The 20,557-nt window shown below is 54.0% G+C and carries 26 protein-coding genes; 11 read left to right on the forward strand and 15 right to left on the reverse strand.

Features of this window, described 5'->3' with window-relative positions:
* Positions 1-23 precede the first annotated feature (23 nt).
* Both pepT and EXW94_RS01770 read left to right on the forward strand, forming a co-directional pair.
* Positions 24-1,247: a peptidase T gene (gene pepT / locus EXW94_RS01765; protein ID WP_126815339.1), complete on the forward strand. Its 1,224-nt coding sequence runs from the start codon at positions 24-26 to the stop codon at positions 1,245-1,247.
* Between the two features lie 101 nt (positions 1,248-1,348).
* Entirely contained in the window at positions 1,349-1,840 is a 492-nt protein-coding gene (locus EXW94_RS01770) for a transposase (RefSeq protein WP_174339356.1), read from the forward strand.
* Positions 1,841-1,932: 92 nt separating this feature from the next.
* Here EXW94_RS01770 and EXW94_RS01775 read toward each other — a convergent pair whose 3' ends face one another.
* The 8 genes from EXW94_RS01775 to rluE form a co-directional block, all read right to left on the reverse strand.
* A complete protein-coding gene (locus EXW94_RS01775; RefSeq protein WP_010429795.1) occupies positions 1,933-3,054 on the reverse strand; it encodes a cupin domain-containing protein in 1,122 nt (373 codons plus the stop codon).
* 91 nt (positions 3,055-3,145) lie between these two features.
* Positions 3,146-4,609: a two-component system sensor histidine kinase PhoQ gene (gene phoQ / locus EXW94_RS01780; protein ID WP_010429798.1), complete on the reverse strand. Its 1,464-nt coding sequence runs from the start codon at positions 4,607-4,609 to the stop codon at positions 3,146-3,148.
* On the reverse strand, positions 4,609-5,280 hold the full coding sequence (gene phoP / locus EXW94_RS01785) for a two-component system response regulator PhoP (protein ID WP_010429800.1): 672 nt from the start codon (positions 5,278-5,280) through the stop codon (positions 4,609-4,611). The genes phoQ and phoP overlap by 1 nt, the downstream gene beginning before the upstream one ends.
* Positions 5,281-5,402: 122 nt before the next feature.
* Positions 5,403-6,773 carry an adenylosuccinate lyase gene (gene purB, locus EXW94_RS01790; RefSeq protein WP_120158893.1) on the reverse strand — a complete coding sequence of 457 codons (1,371 nt, stop codon included), beginning with the start codon at positions 6,771-6,773 and terminating at the stop codon, positions 5,403-5,405.
* A gap of 19 nt (positions 6,774-6,792) precedes the next feature.
* On the reverse strand, positions 6,793-7,422 hold the full coding sequence (hflD, locus tag EXW94_RS01795) for a high frequency lysogenization protein HflD (protein WP_126815342.1): 630 nt from the start codon (positions 7,420-7,422) through the stop codon (positions 6,793-6,795).
* 27 nt (positions 7,423-7,449) lie between these two features.
* Positions 7,450-8,562, reverse strand: coding sequence for a tRNA 2-thiouridine(34) synthase MnmA (gene mnmA, locus EXW94_RS01800; RefSeq protein ID WP_108416777.1), 1,113 nt, complete (start codon positions 8,560-8,562; stop codon positions 7,450-7,452).
* Between the two features lie 40 nt (positions 8,563-8,602).
* Positions 8,603-9,076, reverse strand: a complete 474-nt coding sequence (locus EXW94_RS01805; RefSeq protein ID WP_089599908.1) for an NUDIX hydrolase — start codon at positions 9,074-9,076, stop codon at positions 8,603-8,605.
* A 9-nt stretch (positions 9,077-9,085) separates the two neighbouring features.
* The gene (rluE, locus tag EXW94_RS01810; protein WP_010430011.1) at positions 9,086-9,739 is read right to left on the reverse strand and encodes a 23S rRNA pseudouridine(2457) synthase RluE; all 654 of its coding nucleotides are present in this window, start codon (positions 9,737-9,739) and stop codon (positions 9,086-9,088) included.
* A gap of 117 nt (positions 9,740-9,856) precedes the next feature.
* Here rluE and icd point away from each other — a divergent pair, with 117 nt between their 5' ends.
* From icd to EXW94_RS01830, 4 genes are all read left to right on the forward strand, one after another.
* Positions 9,857-11,107, forward strand: coding sequence for an NADP-dependent isocitrate dehydrogenase (gene icd, locus EXW94_RS01815; RefSeq protein WP_063142859.1), 1,251 nt, complete (start codon positions 9,857-9,859; stop codon positions 11,105-11,107).
* Between the two features lie 134 nt (positions 11,108-11,241).
* The gene (locus EXW94_RS01820; protein WP_108417021.1) at positions 11,242-11,487 is read left to right on the forward strand and encodes a YmjA family protein; all 246 of its coding nucleotides are present in this window, start codon (positions 11,242-11,244) and stop codon (positions 11,485-11,487) included.
* Positions 11,488-11,793: 306 nt separating this feature from the next.
* Entirely contained in the window at positions 11,794-13,266 is a 1,473-nt protein-coding gene (locus EXW94_RS01825) for a sensor domain-containing diguanylate cyclase (protein WP_174339357.1), read from the forward strand.
* A 301-nt stretch (positions 13,267-13,567) separates the two neighbouring features.
* Positions 13,568-13,816 carry a GlsB/YeaQ/YmgE family stress response membrane protein gene (locus EXW94_RS01830; RefSeq protein WP_010430025.1) on the forward strand — a complete coding sequence of 83 codons (249 nt, stop codon included), beginning with the start codon at positions 13,568-13,570 and terminating at the stop codon, positions 13,814-13,816.
* A 54-nt stretch (positions 13,817-13,870) separates the two neighbouring features.
* Here the strand turns inward: EXW94_RS01830 and yoaJ are convergent, their stop codons facing one another.
* From yoaJ to EXW94_RS01845, 3 genes are read right to left on the reverse strand one after another with little or no spacing between them, the layout of a single operon-like run.
* The gene (gene yoaJ, locus EXW94_RS28550; RefSeq protein ID WP_100167096.1) at positions 13,871-13,945 is read right to left on the reverse strand and encodes a protein YoaJ; all 75 of its coding nucleotides are present in this window, start codon (positions 13,943-13,945) and stop codon (positions 13,871-13,873) included.
* On the reverse strand, positions 13,946-14,044 hold the full coding sequence (locus EXW94_RS01840; protein WP_010430030.1) for a YoaK family small membrane protein: 99 nt from the start codon (positions 14,042-14,044) through the stop codon (positions 13,946-13,948).
* Between the two features lie 45 nt (positions 14,045-14,089).
* A complete protein-coding gene (locus tag EXW94_RS01845; RefSeq protein ID WP_174339358.1) occupies positions 14,090-15,118 on the reverse strand; it encodes a sensor domain-containing diguanylate cyclase in 1,029 nt (342 codons plus the stop codon).
* A 307-nt stretch (positions 15,119-15,425) separates the two neighbouring features.
* Between EXW94_RS01845 and EXW94_RS01850 the strand changes: the two genes are divergently transcribed.
* Positions 15,426-15,680 (forward strand): DUF333 domain-containing protein, encoded by a 255-nt coding sequence (locus EXW94_RS01850; RefSeq protein ID WP_174339359.1) that lies wholly within the window; start codon positions 15,426-15,428, stop codon positions 15,678-15,680.
* Between the two features lie 80 nt (positions 15,681-15,760).
* Positions 15,761-16,066, forward strand: a complete 306-nt coding sequence (locus tag EXW94_RS01855) for a periplasmic protein (RefSeq protein ID WP_042714215.1) — start codon at positions 15,761-15,763, stop codon at positions 16,064-16,066.
* Here EXW94_RS01855 and EXW94_RS01860 read toward each other — a convergent pair whose 3' ends face one another.
* Entirely contained in the window at positions 16,067-16,411 is a 345-nt protein-coding gene (locus EXW94_RS01860; RefSeq protein WP_174339360.1) for a DUF488 domain-containing protein, read from the reverse strand. It lies immediately after the preceding gene.
* Between the two features lie 101 nt (positions 16,412-16,512).
* Between EXW94_RS01860 and EXW94_RS01865 the strand changes: the two genes are divergently transcribed.
* Positions 16,513-17,220, forward strand: coding sequence for a CTP synthase (locus EXW94_RS01865; RefSeq protein WP_089599071.1), 708 nt, complete (start codon positions 16,513-16,515; stop codon positions 17,218-17,220).
* A gap of 33 nt (positions 17,221-17,253) precedes the next feature.
* Here EXW94_RS01865 and EXW94_RS01870 read toward each other — a convergent pair whose 3' ends face one another.
* On the reverse strand, positions 17,254-18,441 hold the full coding sequence (locus EXW94_RS01870) for a CynX/NimT family MFS transporter (RefSeq protein WP_174339361.1): 1,188 nt from the start codon (positions 18,439-18,441) through the stop codon (positions 17,254-17,256).
* Positions 18,442-18,540: 99 nt separating this feature from the next.
* Between EXW94_RS01870 and EXW94_RS01875 the strand changes: the two genes are divergently transcribed.
* Positions 18,541-19,332 carry a helix-turn-helix transcriptional regulator gene (locus EXW94_RS01875; RefSeq protein WP_174339362.1) on the forward strand — a complete coding sequence of 264 codons (792 nt, stop codon included), beginning with the start codon at positions 18,541-18,543 and terminating at the stop codon, positions 19,330-19,332.
* On the opposite strand, the gene EXW94_RS01880 is transcribed toward EXW94_RS01875, so the two are convergent.
* A complete protein-coding gene (locus EXW94_RS01880; protein WP_010430052.1) occupies positions 19,316-19,762 on the reverse strand; it encodes a DUF441 domain-containing protein in 447 nt (148 codons plus the stop codon). The genes EXW94_RS01875 and EXW94_RS01880 overlap by 17 nt on opposite strands.
* Positions 19,763-19,907: 145 nt before the next feature.
* Between EXW94_RS01880 and yoaI the strand changes: the two genes are divergently transcribed.
* Positions 19,908-20,012, forward strand: a complete 105-nt coding sequence (gene yoaI, locus EXW94_RS01885; RefSeq protein WP_010430055.1) for a small membrane protein YoaI — start codon at positions 19,908-19,910, stop codon at positions 20,010-20,012.
* A 21-nt stretch (positions 20,013-20,033) separates the two neighbouring features.
* Here yoaI and EXW94_RS01890 read toward each other — a convergent pair whose 3' ends face one another.
* The gene (locus EXW94_RS01890) at positions 20,034-20,534 is read right to left on the reverse strand and encodes a YbaK/prolyl-tRNA synthetase associated domain-containing protein (protein ID WP_042719249.1); all 501 of its coding nucleotides are present in this window, start codon (positions 20,532-20,534) and stop codon (positions 20,034-20,036) included.
* Positions 20,535-20,557: the final 23 nt, after the last annotated feature.

Here is a 20,557-nt window from a genome sequence, read left to right on the forward strand (position 1 = left end):
TCACAAAAAGTGAGGGTGACTGCATGGATAAATTACTTGAGCGTTTTTTACAGTACGTTTCGCTGGATACCCAATCTAAACCGGGTGTTCGCCAGGTGCCGAGCACCGAAGGCCAGTGGAAGTTATTAAACCTGCTTAAAGAGCAGCTTGACGCCATGGGGCTGGTCAACGTCACGTTAAGCGAGAAAGGCACTGTGATGGGAACGCTGCCTGCCAATGTCGACGGGGAAATCCCGGCGATTGGCTTTATCTCCCATGTCGACACCTCTCCGGATTTTAGCGGTAAACATGTGAACCCGCAGATTGTTGAAAACTACCGCGGCGGCGATATCGCGCTGGGTATTGGCGATGAAGTGCTCTCGCCGGTGATGTTCCCGGTTTTGCATCAGCTGCTGGGCCAGACGCTGATCACCACTGACGGCAAAACGCTGCTGGGGGCGGATGACAAGGCGGGCATTGCGGAGATCATGACGGCGTTGGCGGTGCTGAAAGGCAAAAATATCCCGCACGGTGATATCCGCGTGGCCTTTACGCCAGATGAAGAGGTGGGCAAGGGCGCAAAACATTTCGACGTCGAGGCCTTCAATGCGAAGTGGGCCTATACCGTTGACGGCGGCGGCGTCGGTGAACTCGAGTATGAGAATTTTAACGCCGCGTCGGTGACGATCAAGATTGTGGGGAACAACGTTCACCCAGGCTCCGCGAAAGGTGTGATGGTGAATGCGCTGTCGCTGGCGTCGCGTATTCATGCTGAGGTTCCGGCGGAAGAGAGCCCTGAAATGACGGAGGGGTATGAAGGTTTCTATCACCTGACCAGCATCAAAGGCACCGTGGACAGCGCGCAGATGCACTACATCGTACGCGATTTCGACCGCAAGGCCTTTGAGGCGCGCAAGCGTAAGATGATGGAGATCGCCAAGAAGGTGGGGAAAGGGTTACACCCTGATTGCTATATTGAGCTGATCATAGAAGACAGCTATTACAATATGCGTGAGAAGGTGATGGAGCATCCTCATATCCTCGACATCGCTCAGCAGGCCATGCGCGACTGTGACATTGAACCGCAGCTGAAGCCGATTCGCGGTGGTACTGATGGCTCGCAATTGTCGTTTATGGGATTACCTTGCCCGAACCTGTTTACCGGCGGGTATAACTACCACGGCAAGCATGAGTTTGTGACGCTGGAAGGAATGGAAAAAGCGGTGAAGGTGATTGTGCGGATAGCTGAACTGACGGCAAAACGCTGAGAAAACGCCCGGTGGCGCTTCGCTTACCGGGCCTACGGTATCACGCTTTTGTAGGCCGGGTAAGGCGAAGCCGCCACCCGGCTTTTAGGCAAGGAACGCCAATGTCAAACTATCGTCGTCATTACGTCCCTGGCGGTACCTGGTTCTTCACCGTTAACCTTCAAAACCGCCAAAGCGATTTGCTTACCCGTCACATTGATAGCCTGCGTGCTGCCACCTCTATGGTTAAACGCGCGAAGCCCTTTACCATAAACGCCTGGGTTATCCTTCCCGAACATATGCACTGTATCTGGACCTTACCGGAAGGCGACAGTGACTTTTCGGCCCGCTGGCGGGATATTAAAAAAACGTTTAGCCACAACATCGACATGCGCCACATATGGCAGCCGCGTTTCTGGGAGCACACCATTCGCAATGAACAGGATTACCGGCGGCATGTGGATTACGTCTATATCAATCCGCTGAAGCATGGCTACGTCAGTAAGGTTCGCGACTGGCCGTATTCAACGTTTCATCGGGACGTACGGGAAGGGTTATATCCAGAGGATTGGGCCGGAGAGATCGAGGATTTTGCGGCAGGTGAGAGCAGATAAAAACGCCCGGTGGCGCTACGCTTACCGGGCCTACGGGATCGTGCTTTTGTAGGCCGGGTAAGGCGCAGCCGCCACCCGGCAAATATCACCGATCAGTCCTCAAAGAACCAATACCCACTGTTCACCAGCGCGGCCAGCATCGCGAGGAATGACGGGTCTTCCAGCGCGTCGCCAAACGTTTCGGCGTGCAACACCTGATGGCTGGCGATGGCTTCCAGCGCCGGACGGTGCGGAGAGTCCAGCTTTTCGCCGTTCACGAAGACATCTTCACCAATGCGCAGCACGCGTAACCCACCGAGGCGAACCAGCTTGTCACCCTGTTGCAGGGCATCATAAATCTCATCGGCCTGATACGGTGGCTCCGGCGGCGCAACGTCCAGCTCGTGGCGTGACTGGCTGACAAACTCACCAAACCACTGTTTGAAATGTTCCGGCTCGTTGATCAAATCCAGCATCATGCCGCGCAGCTTATCAAGCTCTTCCGGCAGGATGTCAGCAGGGTGTTCACGCGATGGCACGTCCGGGTCGCTGTAGCGGTAGCTGCCCAGCTCGCGCTGCAGAACATAGTCAGCGAAGCCGCTGATCATCTCGCGACCGCTTGGCGCGCGGAACCCCACGGAGTAGTTGAGCGAGTTTTCCAGGGAGTAACCTTCGTGCGGGAATCCCGGCGGAATGTAGAGAATATCACCCGGCTCCAGCTCTTCGTCGATGATCCCTTCAAACGGGTCAACCTGAAGCAGGTCCGGATGCGGGCAGTGCTGTTTCATCGGCACTTTGTCACCCACGCGCCAGCGACGGCGGCCGGTACCCTGAATGATAAACACGTCGTACTGATCCAGATGCGGGCCAACGCCGCCACCGGGAACGGAGAAGGAGATCATCAGATCGTCCATTCGCCAGTCGGGCAGGGCGCGGAACGGGCGCATTAAGGCGGCGGTAGGCTCATGCCAGTTGTTGACCGCCTGCACCAGTAAAGACCAGTTATTTTCGCCCAGGTGATCGTAGCTTTCGAAAGGACCGTGGCTGACCTGCCATTTTCCGTCCTGGTGGCTCACCAGGCGGCTGTCGACTTCATTTTCCATGGCCAGGCCGGCCAGCTCGTCAGGGGAGATAGGGTCGACAAAATTGCTGAACCCGCGTTTGAGAACCACCGGGCGTTTTTGCCAGTAGCGCTCGATAAACTCGGGCCAGTTAAGTGCTAAGTGATATTCCATATTTTTTTATTCCGCAGGCTCTTATTGAGTCGGATTATAACGGAAGCTCAGGAGCCTGAGTGCGAGATCCGCGCATTTTTCACATAACGGGTCAAGTATCGTTCGATGTGGGATGCTGGCGGCCAAAAATAGCCTCCATTCGCGCACCGCCCAGCAGGCTTTCACCCGTTTCAATTTTGCCATCGTACTGATCGACAATCTCACGGGCGACGGCTAACCCCACTCCCTGACCCGGACGCAACGTATCGGCGCGTTGACCCCGATCAAACACGACTTCACGTTTATTGCGGGGAATGCCGGGCCCATCGTCTTCAACGATGATGTGCAGCTCGTTATCCGTCTGACGTGCGGACACTTCCACAAACTCCAGACAATATTTACAGGCGTTATCGAGCAGGTTACCCATCACTTCCATGAAATCATTTTTCTCGCCCACGAAGCTGATTTCCGGCGAGATATCGAGGCTGATGTTCACCCCTTTACGCTGATACACCTTGTTCAGCGCGGAAGTGAGGTTGTCCAGTAAAGGCGCCACCGGATGCAGCTCGCGGCTCAATAACGCACTTCCTGAACGCATGCTGGCGCGATGGAGATAATAGCCAATTTGCTGCGAGATGCGACTGATCTGCTCAAGCATCACAGGCTCTGCATCATCAACGCTGAGCGTTGAGCTACGCATGGAACGCAGCGTGCTCTGCATGACCGCCAGCGGCGTCTTAAGGCTGTGCGTCAGGTCGGTGAGCGTGGTGCGGTATTTATCATAGCGTTCGCGCTCGCTTTTCAGCAGGCGGTTAAGATTACGCACCAGGCTGGTGAGTTCGCGCGTGGTTTCCGGGTTGAGCTTTTCACGATGATGTTCTTCCAGCTCGCGAACCTCTTTGGCCAGTGATTCTATCGGACGCAAACTCCACCATGCTGCGACCCACAGCAGAGGGATAACCAGCAGAAGATTGGCGGCCAGAACATACACGAACCAACTCCAGACCATGTAAGAACGTTTAAGCTCAACCGGAATGGTGTCGATCACCACGATGGTCAGTTGCGGCATGTTCATGGTAGCGGGATAGAGATTAATGGCGACGGAGTGGGTCATCTCCGTGTCGTCGTCATCCTCGCGTATCTCATTCAGCTTTTGCTGAAGGGCGCGATCGTCATGCAGCAATGCGCTGGTTGAATTGAGATCGGCCTCAATCTCATGAAAACCATTCGTCCTGAGCCATTCCGGGCGAATGCGTTTTTTCAACCAGGGGACGTCGCGCTGAGCCCACAGCAGTTTGCCTTTTTCATCATAAATTAACGCCAGCGTTGGGCTTTGCTGATTGAGGTGCTCAGGCATATCCACGGTAATGTGGTTATCTTCCCACTTCGCCAGGGTATAAAACAGGTTACTTTCGCCGCGTAACAGACGGAAGGTTGTTTTATCGAAGCTCACGCTATACCCGACCAGCGCCACTAATCCATAGGAAAGAGAAAGCACCAGCACCACGGCAGCGGTTGCCAGCAGAAAGCGAACCCGCAGCGAAAGGGGCAGAAAGTGACGTGAAATCCCTTTCATTAGCGTAATTCGAACAGGTAACCCTGACCACGAACCGTGGTGATCACGTCCTGCGGGTATTGCGCCTGAATTTTTTTGCGCAAACGTCCCATCAGCACGTCAATGGTGTGGCTCTCCCGTAGCTCGGCATCCGGGTAAAGCTGGAGCATTAAGGAATCCTTGCTCACCACTTTGCCATTATTGCGGATAAGCGTCTCCATGATGGTGTACTCGAACGCCGTCAGCTTGACCACTTCATTATTAATAGAAAATTCGCGGCGGGAAAGATCAACCTGGAATGGCGGAAGGGAGATAACCTGTGAGGCATGACCGCTGTTGCGACGTAACAGCGCCTGCATGCGCGCAGCGACTTCTTCGATATGAAACGGCTTCGTCACGTAGTCGTCCGCACCCGCGCTGAGCACTTCCACTTTATCCTGCCAGCCTTCACGGGCGGTCAGGACCAGCACCGGCAGAGAGACGTCATGGCTGCGCCAGCGACGGATCAGCGAGAGACCGTCTTCATCCGGCAAGCCTAAATCGACAATGGCGATATCCGGCAGGTGTTCATTGAGATAATAATCGGCTTCTTTTGCATCTTCAGCATCGTCCACCTGATGTCCCATCTCCTGAAGCTGAACTTTCAGGTGATGACGTAGCAATGCGTTATCCTCAACAACCAGTACGCGCATCATCTCTTCTCCCTAAATAATTGGTATGAATAGTTTAACGCTGATTATGTTGTTGTGGTGATAAACATTGACTAAACCGGGGAAAAGCATCCCCCTTTTCGGGCGAAAAGGGGGAGAAGGGGTTACTTCAGCTCGTCAACCATCGTGACGGCGCGACCAATATAGTTCGCCGGGGTCATCGCCTTGAGACGCGTTTTCTCGTCCTCCGGCAGTTCCAGACCGTCGATAAACTGCTTCATGCCTTCAGCGTCCACGCGTTTGCCGCGGGTCAGCTCTTTCAGCTTCTCGTACGGTTTTTCAATGCCGTAACGGCGCATCACGGTCTGGATTGGCTCCGCCAGCACTTCCCAGTTGTGATCCAGTTCGTCCAGCAGACGATCGCGGTTCACTTCCAGTTTGCTCACGCCTTTCAGGGTGGACTGATAGGCGATCAGCGCGTAGCCAATGCCTACGCCGAGGTTACGCAGTACGGTGGAGTCGGTCAGGTCACGCTGCCAGCGGGAAACCGGCAGTTTGCTCGCCATATGCTGCAGCATGGCGTTCGCCAGGCCCAGGTTGCCTTCGGAGTTTTCGAAGTCAATCGGGTTCACTTTGTGCGGCATGGTGGACGAACCGATTTCACCGGCGATGGTTTTCTGTTTGAAGTGGTTCAGCGCGATATAGCCCCACACGTCACGATCGAAGTCGATCAGGATGGTGTTGAAGCGGGCGATGCAGTCAAACAGTTCCGCGATGTAGTCGTGCGGCTCGATCTGGGTGGTGTATGGGTTCCACTGAATGCCCAGAGAGGTCACGAACTCTTCGCTGAACTGGTGCCAGTCCACTTCCGGATAGGCGGCGATGTGGGCGTTATAGTTGCCAACGGCACCGTTGATTTTGCCGAGGATCTCAACCTGTTCCAGCTGACGATACTGACGCTCCATACGGTATGCCACGTTCGCCATCTCTTTACCCATGGTAGATGGGGTAGCTGGCTGGCCGTGGGTACGGGAAAGCAGCGGAATGTCGCGATATTCCACAGACAGCGCTTTCACCGCGTCGATGATTTTACGCCAGTATGGCAGCACGACTTCTTTGCGCGCGGTGGAGAGCATCAGCGCGTGAGACAGGTTATTGATGTCTTCAGAGGTACAGGCAAAGTGAATGAATTCAGACACGGCGTGCAGGGCAGGAACGCTTTCCACTTTCTCTTTCAGGAAATACTCAACCGCCTTCACATCGTGGTTGGTGGTGCGTTCAATGGTCTTAATGCGCGCAGCATCTTCTTCATTGAAGTCAGCAACGATTTTATCAAGGTAATCGTTTGCCTTTTCGTCAAAAGCAGGAACTTCCTTGATTGCTGCCTGGGCGGCCAGCTTCTGCAGCCAGCGTACTTCAACCTGAACACGGAACTTCAGCAAACCATATTCGCTGAAGATCCCGCGCAGCGCGCTGACTTTATCGCCGTAGCGTCCATCGACAGGGGATACGGCGGTCAGTGAGGATAATTCCATAATTCGCAACTCCGGGAGGTTAACAATGAGCAAGAATTTGTTTTGCCTGAGTGGTCAGGCGATTACGAGAAAACATTAACTGCAGGCGGCCGCCGCCGACCTGATGCCACAGCACGGCGGCGCGGATGCCCGCCAGCAGCGAGGCGCGAACCTTCGCCTGAACCTGTGGGCTTTGCAGTACCGCAGGAGAGCCGGTGACCTGAATGCGCGGGCCTAGCGGGCTGATGACGTCGACATAAATCCCCGCCATCGCGCTCAACAGCGTTTCCGACTGCAGGTCAAAATGTTCGAGCTGACGCTGCAGCCCGGCAATGCGATCGCCCAGCGTATTCATTGCGCCTTTTGCGGCGTTCAGCTTACGTTCCAGTACCATCAGGCTTAGCGTGTAGCGGGTTAATTCTGCGTTTAACCCCTGACGGTTGCTGGCATTGAGCACGCCGAGCAGAGTTTCAAGACCGAGACGAAGATTGGCTTCACTGCCGCCGAAAACACCCAGCGTAGAGCCCGGGTTGAGATCGATAACGCTGTTAAGTGAAACGTGCAGGGCATCGGCGTCGCAGTGACCCTGGTGCGCCAGCTGTTGCACCAGACGGGCTGACTGGCAAATTCCCGCCAGCGCCAGGGTGATGTCATAGTAGTTCTTCGCCACACGGTCTCCTTTATGTGTGCAATCGTATTAAACAGCAGGCAGCGGCAGGCGCTGTTCAATGATCCCGCCGCCCAGGCAGATCTCACCGCTGTAGAAGACAGCGGACTGACCCGGGGTGACGGCTGCGACCGGCTCGTCGAAACGCACGTCAATGCGATCGTCATCAAGCGCGGTAATGGTGCAGGGAATATCGGTCTGACGGTAGCGTGTTTTCACCGTGCAGCGGAGCGTGCCTTTCAGCGGCTCGCGATCGACCCAGTGCAGCTGCTGCGCGATAAGCCCAACGGACATAAGACGCGGATGATCGTGGCCCTGGGCGACAACCAGAATGTTGTTTTCAACATCTTTGTCGACGACGTACCACGGATCTTCACTACCTTCTTTGGTCCCGCCGATACCCAGACCTTTACGCTGGCCGAGCGTGTGGTACATCAGACCCTGATGCTGGCCAATCTCTTCACCGTCGACGGTGACAATTTTACCCGGCTGTGCAGGCAGGTAACGTCCCAGGAAATCGCGGAATTTGCGCTCGCCGATGAAGCAGATGCCGGTGGAGTCTTTTTTCTTGGCGGTGATCAGGTCCAGCTCTTCGGCGATTTTACGCACTTCCGGCTTTTCCAGCTCGCCGACCGGGAACAGGCTTTGGGCAATCTGTTCGTGGCTCAGCGTGTAAAGGAAGTAGCTCTGATCTTTATTGCCGTCCAGACCGCGCAGGAGCTGGCTTTTGCCATTCACATCTGCGCGACGCACGTAGTGACCGGTCGCAATGTAGTCTGCGCCCAAATCTTCTGCGGCGAATTCCAGGAAGGCTTTAAATTTGATCTCTTTGTTGCAGAGAATATCGGGGTTCGGCGTGCGGCCCGCTTTGTACTCTTCCAGGAACAGTTCAAAGACGTTGTCCCAGTATTCCGCCGCAAAGTTTACGGTGTGCAGTTCAATGCCAAGCTTGTCGCACACGGCCTGCGCATCGGCGAGATCCGCAGCGGCAGTGCAATATTCCTCACCATCATCTTCCTCCCAGTTCTTCATGAACAGGCCTTCCACCTTATAGCCCTGTTGCTGTAACAGGTAGGCGGAAACGGAGGAATCGACACCGCCGGACATGCCGACGATCACTTTTTTCTGGCTATTATCTGACATGGAATACTCACGACATTGAACTTCAAGGCGGCGTATTCTATCACGCCCCCCCACCGTTGACACCCTCTGTAAACGGCCAGTTAAATTCTCCGATGACATCCAGCGGCAGGCGAACCGCAGACTGCCAGCAGCGGATGCTTTCCGCAACCAGCGGCGAGCGCAGGTTTGGCGCGTTCAGGATCTCGTCGGCGGTCACCCACAGGCAGCGATCGATATCGTCATCGTGCGGTTCAGTGGCGCACGTTTCGCTAAGCTCAACGGTGAATAAAAAACGCAGGAAGGGGGTGCTATCGGGCGCGATCCACTGGTGCATACGGATGAAATGCTGGGGCTCAGCGTGAATGCCGGTCTCTTCCCACAGCTCACGCTTCGCTGCCTGGAGTAGGGTTTCATTGGCTTCAAGATGCCCGGCAGGCTGGTTCCACAGCGCTTTGCCGTTGATGCTCTCTTCAACAACAAGGAATTTGCCCTGGGCGTGAACCACACAGGCGACCGTAACATGAGGTTTGAACATCGTTTCTCCTTAAGGGACAGCGTCCCGCCATTCGCCGTTCGCCAGTGAATCCAGCGTGTAGCTGCCCATGGCGTAGCGAATCAGACGCAGGGTAGGGAAGCCAACGTGTGCCGTCATCCGGCGAACCTGACGGTTGCGGCCTTCGTAAAGGGTAATTTTAAGCCAGCTTGTCGGAATGGATTTACGTTCACGAATCGGCGGGTTGCGCGGCCATAACCATTCCGGCTCATTCACGCGCTCAATACCCGCGGGCAGGGTGGGACCGTCATTTAACGTCACGCCGCTGCGCAACGTCGCCAGCGTCGCGTCATCCGGTTCGCCTTCAACCTGCACAAAGTAAATTTTGCCGGTACGTTTGCCCGGTTGCGTGAGCTTTGCCTGCAAGGCGCCGTCGTTGGTTAAGACCAGTAGCCCTTCGCTGTCGCGGTCCAGTCGCCCGGCGGCGTAAACGCCCTGCACGGGGATGTAGTCCTTCAGCGTGCTGCGCCCGGCCTCGTCGGTGAACTGCGGCAAAACATCGTAGGGTTTATTGAACAGAATCACCCGCGTCGGCTGGGTTTCTTGCGGTCTTCTGGTGGCTTGTCGCGAGCTGAATCGCTCAACCCGGTGTTTTGTAAAAGAAGTTTTCTTCATGGTATTTTCAGGCGTTATCAATTGCCGCATTATAGCCTAATAACGAAGACCTTTCATGGCGTCGGACATTCAGGTACTATCGAAGGGCTCATTACAATTTATTAACATAAGATCAGTAACAACCAGAAGCGCTCGAAGGAGAGGTTAATGGAAAGCAAAGTAGTTGTTCCGGCGGAAGGTAAAAAGATCACCCTGCAAAACGGCAAGATTAACGTTCCTCACAATCCGATTATCCCGTTCATTGAAGGCGACGGTATCGGTGTAGACGTTACCCCGGCAATGCTGAAAGTGGTTGATGCCGCTGTTGAGAAAGCCTACAAAGGCGAGCGTAAAATTTCCTGGATGGAAATTTACACCGGTGAGAAATCGACTCAAGTTTATGGCCAGGACGTCTGGCTGCCAGCAGAAACGCTGGACCTGATCCGCGACTACCGCGTTGCTATTAAAGGCCCACTGACGACGCCAGTTGGCGGCGGTATCCGTTCCCTGAACGTGGCGCTGCGTCAGGAGCTGGACCTGTACGTGTGTCTGCGTCCGGTTCGTTACTATCAGGGCACCCCAAGCCCGGTTAAGCACCCTGAACTGACCGATATGGTTATCTTCCGCGAAAACTCAGAAGACATCTACGCGGGTATCGAATGGAAAGCTGACTCTGCTGACGCAGAAAAAGTGATTAAATTCCTGCGCGAAGAGATGGGCGTGAAGAAAATTCGTTTCCCTGAGCATTGCGGTATTGGCATCAAGCCATGCTCTGAAGACGGTACCAAGCGTCTGGTGCGTGCGGCCATCGAATACGCGATCACCAACGACCGTGACTCTGTGACCCTGGTTCACAAAGGCAACATCATGAAGTTCACCGAAGGCGCGTTCAAAGACTGGGGCTACCAGCTGGCGACCGAAGAGTTCGGCGGTGAGCTGATCGACGGCGGCCCATGGCAGAAGATCAAGAACCCGAACACCGGCAAAGAGATCATCATTAAAGATGTGATCGCCGATGCGTTCCTCCAGCAGATCCTGCTGCGTCCTGCTGAATACGACGTGATCGCCTGTATGAACCTGAACGGTGACTATATCTCTGACGCCCTGGCAGCGCAGGTTGGCGGTATCGGTATCGCCCCTGGCGCGAACATCGGTGACGAGTGCGCCCTGTTCGAAGCGACCCACGGTACTGCGCCAAAATACGCAGGCCAGGACAAAGTGAACCCAGGCTCTATCATCCTGTCCGCAGAGATGATGCTGCGTCATATGGAATGGTTCGAAGCCGCAGACCTGATCGTAAAAGGTATGGAAGGCGCGATTAACGCGAAAACCGTCACTTACGATTTCGAACGTCTGATGGAAGGCGCTAAGCTGCTGAAATGTTCAGAGTTTGGCGACGCGATTATCGCGAATATGTAATCCAGATTCTGGGTTAAACAAGAGCGGGGGCCTGAGGGTTCCCGTTTTTTTTGCCTTTGTGACGTTGACTCCAGGCTTTGGTCAGGGGATATACTCGCTACAATCCTCTTTAACTGTCAGACTCAAGAATGATTATGAACAACGAAATCCCACTTAAATTTTATGACATCGTCGATGAATACTCGACGGAATCGGCTGAAACTGTGAGCGACTCTGAGCGTGACGGCCTGGCACATTATTTCCAGCTGTTGCTTACCCGTTTGGCAAATAACGAGGAGATCAGCGAAGAAGCCCAGCAAGAGATGGCCAGCACAGCAGGGATCCGCACGATGCGTATAGATGATGTTGCGAACTTCCTTAACCAGTGGGGCAACGAGTAACGCCGGGGTGCTGTCTGAATGAGTGTTGCATGCCAACGTCATCTATTAATGTTTTGATGTCGGAAGATATTAATTCCCGATAATTAACTTCCTGAATATGCATACTTGCTAACGCATTTTTTAGTGCGTTAGCCAGTTATCAATGCCCCAGGAATCTTATTCCGTGAATACTTCCAGATTAAAACCAATACGGGTGGTTTCATTTGCATGGCTTAAGTACAATTTATTTTCCTCTTATACTGACCTTTGCTACAGTGACAAGAGTTGTCAGCCAGGGATATCAGGCGTGATAAGGTGGATTAGCTCGTGCATGTGAAAAACGCGTTTAACACAACAACCATTACCGTCATCATCGTCTCACTGATTATTTCGCTGTCGCTTGTCGTTCAGATCGCCACATCCAGACAGCAATCAATTCAACAAATTAATACCAGCGTTGCCAACCTGAGCCATACCCTTGATGTGTACACTGAGGGGATTATGCGCCAAAGTGAAATGTTGATTACCACTGTCTCTGACATGATTGAAATTTATGGCATGACGCCGCAGCAGGCTGTGAATATTCAGCGGATAATAACAAATCAGGATGATTTACTTTCTCAGATAAATAATGTCGTCGTCTACGATGCGAAAGGGGATATCTTCACGGCATTGCATGAGGGGTTTTCCGGTTCCCGTAAAGGGGCAGACAGGCCATTTTTCGTCTATCACAAAGAAAATAAAAATTCGCAGATTTTTATTGGTCAACCTGTGGTGAGCAGAACAAACGGTAAATGGGTGATTACCATCAGTCGACGCCTGGAAACGCACTCGGGAGCCTTTAACGGGGTTGTCGTGGTTACGCTGGGTATCGAAAACTTTCTTGCGCTGTATGGACAGATTGACATTGGTCATTCTGGGGTTATTGGTTTAACGACGCAAACAGGCGTATTACTGGTTCGGCACCCTTTTAAAAATAACTATATTGGCGCGATTGTTTCTGACTCACCCCTTTTTAAGGAGTATCTCAAGGTACAGAACGCCGGGATAGCCAGTTCCGTCTCGCGGTTTGATAAAATCGAACGCATCTACGCGTTTGAGAAAAACAAACGCTATGGTTTGGTGACGACCGTGGCGGTCAGCAAGGAGGAGGCGCTGTCTCCCTGGCGCAAGCAGGCCATTCAGCTCGCCGTCGTTATTCTTATTTTAACCGCCGTGCTCATCGTGGCTTCCTACTTTTTGTATGTAGACTTATCCAGAAAAAACCGGGTTAACAAAGAGCTTCAAATCATTGCCTCTGAAGATGCATTGACCGGGCTTTTCAATCGCCGCGCATTTGATGAAAAGATCCTGTCTGAAATTGCGCGCTGTGCGGCTGACAATTCCCCGATTTCGGTGCTGATCGTGGATGCGGATTTCTTCAAAAAATACAATGACAACTACGGGCACCCGGAAGGGGATCGGTGTCTTAGCCTACTGGGAGAGTGTCTCAGGAAAAGCCTTACCCGGAACAACCAAATTGTGGCGAGATACGGCGGTGAGGAATTTGCGCTCATCTTGCCTGACACCGATATCGAGGAGGCGTGTCGCCTTGGCAAATCGATTATTCGCAATGTCTGCTCCCTGAATATTGAACACGATTTCAGCCCCTTTGGGCGGGTAACGGTAAGTGTAGGGGTCTCAACCGCGCGTGCCGTGGAGATTGCAGGTAGCCAGCAGAACATTATTATTGCTGCCGATCGTGCGCTCTATCAGGCAAAACGGGCCGGACGAAACCAGCACGCCTTTATTGCGGTATGATGTGTCTGTCTTGCAGGCAAAAAAAAAGCCCACTCAAGAGTGGGCAAGAAATACTGGAAGCAATGTGAGCAATGTCGTACTGAATACCTGAGTGTTTCACTCAACTATTCAGTGTTGAGAAAGATAATCTTTCTCAACAAAAGATGCAACCCCACATTTCATGTGGAACGGCATTTTTTATAGCTCAGATTTTACTCAATCAAACCCTGTGATGCTTATCACAAATTTCCTTTCTTAAATCCTGTGCTATCCTTTTCTGTGTCGTTGATTTAATGACAAAAACCATACAGAGAGGAAAGCTATGGGAATTTTATCCTGGATTATCTTTGGGCTGATTGCGGGGATCCTGGCGAAGTGGATTATGCCGGGCAAAGATGGTGGTGGGTTCTTCGTAACCGTCATACTGGGGATCGTGGGTGCAGTCGTTGGCGGCTGGATCAGTACCCTGTTCGGGTTTGGCAAAGTAGATGGCTTCAATTTTGGCAGCTTTGCCGTCGCGGTGATTGGCGCCCTGGTGGTTCTGTTTATCTACAGAAAAATCAAAAGCTAAATCTGTTATTTGCTGAAAAAGGCTGCCAGATGGCGGCCTTTTTACATTGGAGGTTTACCACCAGCCGAACTGTGAACCCGCGACAGCTACGATTGCCACGACCAACATAATGATGGTTGTTTTTCTCATTTATGCCCCCGGCGCAGCGTAACCGCCAATGAAAAACCAGGCTAAAAAAATCACCGCCGTTATAAAAATAACAACCGGGAAGAGGATCCCTATTCGCATGCCATCACCTTTATCGTTTTACGTAACGCCGTAGAGTGTACGGCGTTAATCCATCGTGAGAAAGCGTGTTTTACTTTTTCCTTTTTTGTCTTGATACATCGCCATATCTGCCGCCTGTAACGCGCTGTCCGCATCGGTGCTCGCGGGATCAACTTCGACGATACCCAGACTCGCACCCGGATACACAATATGAACCTGACCGAGCCAGTATTCACCCGCAATGCGAGCGCTAAGCCGGGTTTTCAGCAGATTAATCTGCGTCCTTTCGGCTTCTTCTGTGCTTTGACTCAGACAGGCTACCAGAAACTCATCGCCGCCTAATCTTCCGACGATCTCGTCCTCGGTCTGTTCGTCTGTGAGTCGCTTGCCTACTTCGATCAGGAATCGATCGCCCGTCTCATGCCCGAAGCGATCGTTAATCAGTTTGAAATCATCCAGATCGATAAACGCAATAATGGCGTTGCGTTTAAGGTGTTTAGCTAAGGAAAACAGGGTAGTGAGATTCTCGAAAATCGCCCGACGGTTGGGCAACCCCGTGAGGGCATCGGTATACGAGTGGGCGATGAGCGCTGCATTGGCTTCACGAAGCTGGGCCACCAGGGACTCTTTCTGAATATACTGGGCAATTAAACCGGCAAACAGTTTTAGCACTTGCTCACCGCGTTCACTAAGCTGCTTTTTTTCCGTGCTGGTCGCGCAGAGGGTTCCGTAAATCGAACCATCAGCCAGGTGAATAGGGATACTCATGTAGGTTGTAATCCCAAGCGCTTTTGCGGCTTCGCAATCAGGCCAGCGACCCGCCACGTCGTTGCTGAACAGAGTATCGCTGTCTATCGCACGCTTGCACAGGGTATCCCCCCACGGAACGCTCAGCCCTTCAGGGATCTGCATCTGCTTACTGTTGCGGGCATAAAGAATGTGCTGCAACCGCGCGTTGATATCCACCTTTGTCAGGTAGGTGGATTCCATTTCGGTCACAATTTCCAGCATCTCCAGCAGCTGGCGTACAAGACTTTCTAAGGATTGCTCGGTGGCGAGTGTTTCAGAAACACGGGCAAGGATAATATCCGACATGACGTGGGTTGACTCCCATACAGAAGACGTCTGCATCTGCATGTTATGCTGAAATTTTCCAATTTCGACATAGTAAAACATGAATATAACAAATTTTATACATTCTCCGGGGCGATTCTGGAGACAAAAAGGCCCCGGTGCAGAGACCGGGGCAAAGACATCTTGATTACGGAATGATGTTCTCTGGTCATATCGAGAACACGCTGCACTGTAAGGGGCAAAAGTGCAGTTACGATGGAGAAATCATGGAGAAAACCCTCCTGACCCGTTACCCTGACGTTTTCAGGACGCTTTAAGGATTGCGATGATGAAATATCTGTTACTGGCACTGGCGTTACCGCTCGCAGCTTGCACAACAAAAGCCACTCAACCTGACGCCCCTATGCCGCCGCATGCGGCAGGTATGGCGAACCCGGCCTCCGTTTACTGCCTGGAGAAAGGTGGCGAACAGATCCCGGTGCAAAGTCCGCAGGGTGTGCGTACCGAGTGCAAACTGCCTGGCGGTGAAGTGATTGATGAGTGGGATCTCTACCGTCGCGATCATCCGCAACCTGCCAGGTGACAGCGGGATACTCTCTGCGATACACTTCTCTTTAGGATTATTCTTAGCCAATTTTTGGCGATATTGACCGCGAGAGAAGTATGTTTCAGTTAAAGCCGGGCAGCCTGGCGATAATCATTGGCGCGCGTACGCCAGCTGGCCGCCGCAACGTTGGAAAATCAGTGGAGCTGTTTGGTCTTTGCCAGCCAGGTCAGCGTTTTGTTAATCCAGTAAACGGCGTGATGACGCAGCTGCCTGCAACGGCGGACCGTGCGCTGTGGCTGGTGACGGGAGATGTCTATGCGTTTGATAATCAGCATGGCTTTGCGTTTGTCCGCCCGGAACATCTGCTGCCGCTGACACCGGACGAAACATCGCAGACCTGTGATGAACTGACGATCGGTTGATTACAGATGGCGCAGCCAGTCAGCCAAAACCAGGGCATGATTTTGCGCCTCGTCTTTAGCGCCGTAGAGCAGGGTTAAGGTCTGCCTGTTTGCCAGAGCTGCCAGACGCTGGCCTTCGTCCTTATGCTGCGCCAGTTCTTCCCGATACGCCTTACTGAAGGCAGTGAAATCAATCGTTTCGCTATGAAATGCTTTGCGCAATTCAGTTGAAGGCGTGAGCGTTTTACACCATTCATCATACGCGAGGTCTGTTTTTTTCACCCCGCGTGGCCACAACCTGTCCACCAGAACCCGATAGCCGTCGTCCTGACTGGCCCGATCGTACAGGCGCTTGCACTGAATCATATTTCACCCCTCCCAATTTAAGGTATTGTGATAATTGCAGAAGATCGGTAGTCTGAGGTTCCTTATGTTATCTGATAATTCTTTGGCATAAGGACTCCCTCATGGAACACCTCCCGGTTAAAACGACGCTGCGCATTGCCCTTGTTGGCGATTATAACGCTAATGTGGTCGCGCATCAGGCGATCCCACTGGCAATTGACGATGCCGCTGCTGTACTGGATCTCACCGCCGATTATGACTGGCTTGCAACAACGGAGCTGACCAGCCCGGAAGACCTGGTAGGCTATGATGCCATCTGGCTGGTGCCTGCAAGTCCCTATAAGAACACCGAGGCGGCCTTCATCGCCGCACGCTACGCCCGTGAAAACAGTATTCCCTTCCTCGGGACCTGCGGTGGATTCCAGCACGCATTGATTGAGTACGCGCGCAATGTGCTGGGCTGGAGCGATGCGGCTCACGCCGAAACGGATACCGAAGGGACGATGGTGATTGCGCCGCTGACCTGCTCGCTGGTGGAAAAAACCGATGCCATTGAACTGCGCAACAATACGCTGATCGCGAAAGCCTACGGAAAGCCGGAAATTGTAGAGGGTTATCACTGCAACTATGGCGTGTCGCCAGAATTTGCGCAGCAACTGGAGAGCGGTGATATGCGCGTGACGGGCTGGGACGAGCAGGGCGACATTCGCGCAGCCGAACTGGTTACGCATCCGTTCTTTGTGATCACCTTATTCCAGCATGAACGTGCAGCGCTTGAAGGGCGTCCGGTGGTGCTGGTGCAGGCGATGCTGCGCGCGGCGCGCGGATAAAACAAGGGCAGACTATCGGGTCTGCCCTTGTCATTAGCGGGGTGTGATCTCCCGGTCACGCCCGGCAAGCACGCCGCAAACCGCCATCACCGCGGCGGCCAGCGCGCAGGCCATCAGTGGAATGCGCCAGTCCCCGGCCGTGTCGTGAATTTTCCCCATCAGCGGTGGCCCGCAGGCGGCCAGCAGATAACCAATCGACTGCGCCATACCGGATAACGCCGCCGCCTGGTGCGCAGAGCTGGCGCGCAGACCGATGAAGGTCAGGCCGAGGATCATGGTCGCACCCGAGCCAAAGCCAAACACCAGAGTCCATATTACCGCCATGTCAGGCGCAAACCAGAACCCCGCCGCGCTTACCGCGCACATCAGTGCCACGATACCGGCGATCCCGCGCTGATCGTTCAGGCGATGGAGGAGCAGTGGGATAGCAAGACCCGGCACGGCGGTGGCCAGCTGTAGCAGGCCGTGCATCGAACCTGCCTGTGTTTCACTGTAGCCGTGACTGAGTAAAATCGCCGGTAGCCAGCCGATTATCACGTAGTAAATCAGCGAGTTGATTCCCAGAAACAGAGTCACCTGCCAGGCAAGGGCAGAGCGCCAGATGGCGCGATTGTGCAACGCACCTGCGCCGGTCACGGTGGCGGCAGGGGTCTGACGCCACTGCGGCAGCCACAGCAGCAGGGCTACCAGCGGGAAGATCATCAGCATCAGCAGCGCGCCGTGCCAGCCCGCATCACCCAGCGCCAGGGGAACAATCAGCGCAGAGCCTAACGCAGCAGACGCCCCCATTGTCAGGGAATACGCTCCGGTGAGCTTAGCCACCTGTCCCGGGAAGTCGCGCTTGATTAACCCCGGTAACAGCACATTGCCCAGTGCGATACCACAGCCGATGACCGCCGTACCGATAAACAGCAGAGAGGCCGAAGGCAGGGAACGCACGCCAATTCCGGCGCAAATCAGCAGCAGGGCGAGAAACAGGCTGCGCTCCATGCCGATACGGCGGGCGACACCTGCGGCGAGGGGAGAGATTAACGCGAATGCCAGCAGAGGCAGCGTGGTGAGCAAACCCGTTTGGGCGGTGGTTAAGCCGTAGTCCTGACGGATGGTGTCAAGCAGCGGCGCCGCCCCGGTAAAGGTGACGCGAAGCGTGGTGGCAATCATCAGGATGCCTGCAATCAGCAGCGCGCCGTGTTTTCCTGACGTTCGAATAGCTGTAGTCATTATGTTCTCATACGTTCAAGCGAGCGCACACAATACCGATTTTCAGCCTGGTTGAAATCAAGCTAAAATGACAGTTTATCGCTAATATCGGACAACTTTATGATCGGTCTTGGGCTGGATGGCTACGATCCGGATAGCCAGCACGACCCTGCGGTGGCGTTTCGCATCCGCGTGGTGGCTGAAGAACAGCATATTCCGCTGCATCATCACCGCAAAGGTCAGCTGATTCTGGCGCTGGGGGGCGCGATCACCTGCGATGTGGAAAACGCTATGCTGATGGTGCCGCCACAGTATGCCGTATGGGTTCCGGGGGAGATGCCGCACAGCAATAAGGCCACGCCAGGCGCACAGCTGTGCTTCTTATTTATTGAACCCGGCGCCGTCAGTTTGCCCGATCGCTGTTGCACCCTGAAAATCTCCCCGCTGGTGCGGGAACTTATTTTGTCGCTGGCGGATAAATCGCGTGAAGCGCTGCGCCTTGCGGCCACATCGCGCCTTGTGGATGTCCTGTTTGACGAGTTACCGCTCCAGCGTCAGGAGCATCTGCAGTTGCCCGTGTCGCCCCATCCTAAAATTCGGCTGATGAGCGAGAAGATGGCAGAAGAGCCTGCCGCCTGGCAAACGCTGGCGCAATGGGCGAGTCACTTTGCCATGAGCGAGCGCAACCTGGCGCGGCTGGTCGTAAAAGAGACGGGGTTAAGCTTCAGGCGCTGGCGACACCAGCTGCAGTTGATTGTCGCCTTGCAGTTGTTAATTAGCGGGAACTCCGTGCAGCAGGTAGCACAGTCACTGGGGTATGACTCTACCACCGCCTTCATTACCATGTTCAAGAAAGGGTTGGGGCAGACGCCTGCTCGCTATATTGCCAGTCTGACTACGACTTCCCAATAAACAGCGAAACCAGCCCGGCGGCAATCAGCGGCCCCACCGGCACGCCGCGGAACAGCGCTACGCCGAGCACGGTGCCTACCAGCAGGCCCGCCACCAGCGAGGGCTGGCTGCTCATCAGCGTCACGCCGCGTCCACCCAGCCACGAGACAAAAACACCCACCGCGATCGCCACCAGCGATTTCCAGTTCATGAACGAATGCAGCAGTGTCGAGGCAGGAAGCGTGCCGCTGGCGATCGGAGCCATCACGCCGATGGTCAAAATGATAATCCCGATGGTGAGGCCTTGTTTTTCTATCCACGGGAAAAAGGTATTGAGCGGGGTCACGCGCACAATAATCAGCACCAGAATCGAGATGGCGACAGTGGTGTTATGGCTGACAAAGCCGAGCGCGGCGAGTGCCAGAAGAATGAGCAGAGTAGGGTCAAACATAGGGAGTCCTTGCCAAAATAATTAACCTGCTTACTGTACGCGCAAACGCGACGCAGGACAGTTTTAAAAAGATTTTGTTGTTGTCATAACCTTGTCATTTACGCGGATTAAAACGGAGGCAGATATCGCAAAAGGGGTCGCCATCATGAACGATCACATGTTTGTTGAAACGCTGATTATCTCCTCATCGTTTTTCGCTATTGCCGTGATTCTCGTCGCCTCCGTACTGTTTCTGGAAAGAAAAGGCTGACGGGGGCGTCAGCCTTAGCGGTTACGCTTTATGGAAGGTCACCAGCTCGGGACGGGCGATGCGCAGGTAATCCTGGGTATCCATAATGACGGATTTCTCCAGCAGGCCAGCGTTAAACGCGATTTCGTCGAAGCGCTCGAACAGCAGCGGGTCGGCCACCAGCGCCAGGTCAGGATGGAAGCTAAAGGGCGGGATAGCGCCGAAAACGCAGGCGGTCAGGGTATCGACTTCCGCCGGGCTGGCGAGCGAGGCCTTAAGCCCGCCAAAATGGCTGGCAAGCTGGCTCAGGTCGGCCTGCAGGTCGGCGGCCAGGATCGCCAGAACGTGTTTTTTTACGCCGTTGCCTTTTACTTTGCACACCAGCGCTTTTGCGCCTTGTCTTAGATCGGTCCCGCGAATTTCACTTACCGCTTCACATTTCCCCACCGCCTCGTGCTCCATCACCCGAAACCGCGCGCCCTGCTCGGTAAGTAAGGTAATCAGCTGCTGGTGAGTTGCCGTCCCAATAACATCTTCAGACATAACGATTTTCCCGGTAATAAACC

It is taken from the genome of Enterobacter sp. JMULE2 (assembly GCF_013337145.1).
GTDB classification, from domain to species: domain Bacteria; phylum Pseudomonadota; class Gammaproteobacteria; order Enterobacterales; family Enterobacteriaceae; genus Enterobacter; species Enterobacter mori.

Coding starts and splice junctions, on each gene's coding strand:
- pepT (WP_126815339.1), top strand. CDS start 24: ATGGATAAATTACTTGAGCGTTTTTTACAGTACGTTTCGCTGGATACC.
- EXW94_RS01770 (WP_174339356.1), top strand. CDS start 1,349: ATGTCAAACTATCGTCGTCATTACGTCCCTGGCGGTACCTGGTTCTTC.
- EXW94_RS01775 (WP_010429795.1), bottom strand. CDS start 3,054: ATGGAATATCACTTAGCACTTAACTGGCCCGAGTTTATCGAGCGCTAC.
- phoQ (WP_010429798.1), bottom strand. CDS start 4,609: ATGAAAGGGATTTCACGTCACTTTCTGCCCCTTTCGCTGCGGGTTCGC.
- phoP (WP_010429800.1), bottom strand. CDS start 5,280: ATGCGCGTACTGGTTGTTGAGGATAACGCATTGCTACGTCATCACCTG.
- purB (WP_120158893.1), bottom strand. CDS start 6,773: ATGGAATTATCCTCACTGACCGCCGTATCCCCTGTCGATGGACGCTAC.
- mnmA (WP_108416777.1), bottom strand. CDS start 8,562: ATGTCAGATAATAGCCAGAAAAAAGTGATCGTCGGCATGTCCGGCGGT.
- EXW94_RS01805 (WP_089599908.1), bottom strand. CDS start 9,076: ATGTTCAAACCTCATGTTACGGTCGCCTGTGTGGTTCACGCCCAGGGC.
- rluE (WP_010430011.1), bottom strand. CDS start 9,739: ATGCGGCAATTGATAACGCCTGAAAATACCATGAAGAAAACTTCTTTT.
- icd (WP_063142859.1), top strand. CDS start 9,857: ATGGAAAGCAAAGTAGTTGTTCCGGCGGAAGGTAAAAAGATCACCCTG.
- EXW94_RS01820 (WP_108417021.1), top strand. CDS start 11,242: ATGAACAACGAAATCCCACTTAAATTTTATGACATCGTCGATGAATAC.
- EXW94_RS01830 (WP_010430025.1), top strand. CDS start 13,568: ATGGGAATTTTATCCTGGATTATCTTTGGGCTGATTGCGGGGATCCTG.
- EXW94_RS01840 (WP_010430030.1), bottom strand. CDS start 14,044: ATGCGAATAGGGATCCTCTTCCCGGTTGTTATTTTTATAACGGCGGTG.
- EXW94_RS01845 (WP_174339358.1), bottom strand. CDS start 15,118: ATGTCGGATATTATCCTTGCCCGTGTTTCTGAAACACTCGCCACCGAG.
- EXW94_RS01850 (WP_174339359.1), top strand. CDS start 15,426: ATGAAATATCTGTTACTGGCACTGGCGTTACCGCTCGCAGCTTGCACA.
- EXW94_RS01855 (WP_042714215.1), top strand. CDS start 15,761: ATGTTTCAGTTAAAGCCGGGCAGCCTGGCGATAATCATTGGCGCGCGT.
- EXW94_RS01860 (WP_174339360.1), bottom strand. CDS start 16,411: ATGATTCAGTGCAAGCGCCTGTACGATCGGGCCAGTCAGGACGACGGC.
- EXW94_RS01865 (WP_089599071.1), top strand. CDS start 16,513: ATGGAACACCTCCCGGTTAAAACGACGCTGCGCATTGCCCTTGTTGGC.
- EXW94_RS01870 (WP_174339361.1), bottom strand. CDS start 18,441: ATGACTACAGCTATTCGAACGTCAGGAAAACACGGCGCGCTGCTGATT.
- EXW94_RS01875 (WP_174339362.1), top strand. CDS start 18,541: ATGATCGGTCTTGGGCTGGATGGCTACGATCCGGATAGCCAGCACGAC.
- EXW94_RS01880 (WP_010430052.1), bottom strand. CDS start 19,762: ATGTTTGACCCTACTCTGCTCATTCTTCTGGCACTCGCCGCGCTCGGC.
- yoaI (WP_010430055.1), top strand. CDS start 19,908: ATGAACGATCACATGTTTGTTGAAACGCTGATTATCTCCTCATCGTTT.
- EXW94_RS01890 (WP_042719249.1), bottom strand. CDS start 20,534: ATGTCTGAAGATGTTATTGGGACGGCAACTCACCAGCAGCTGATTACC.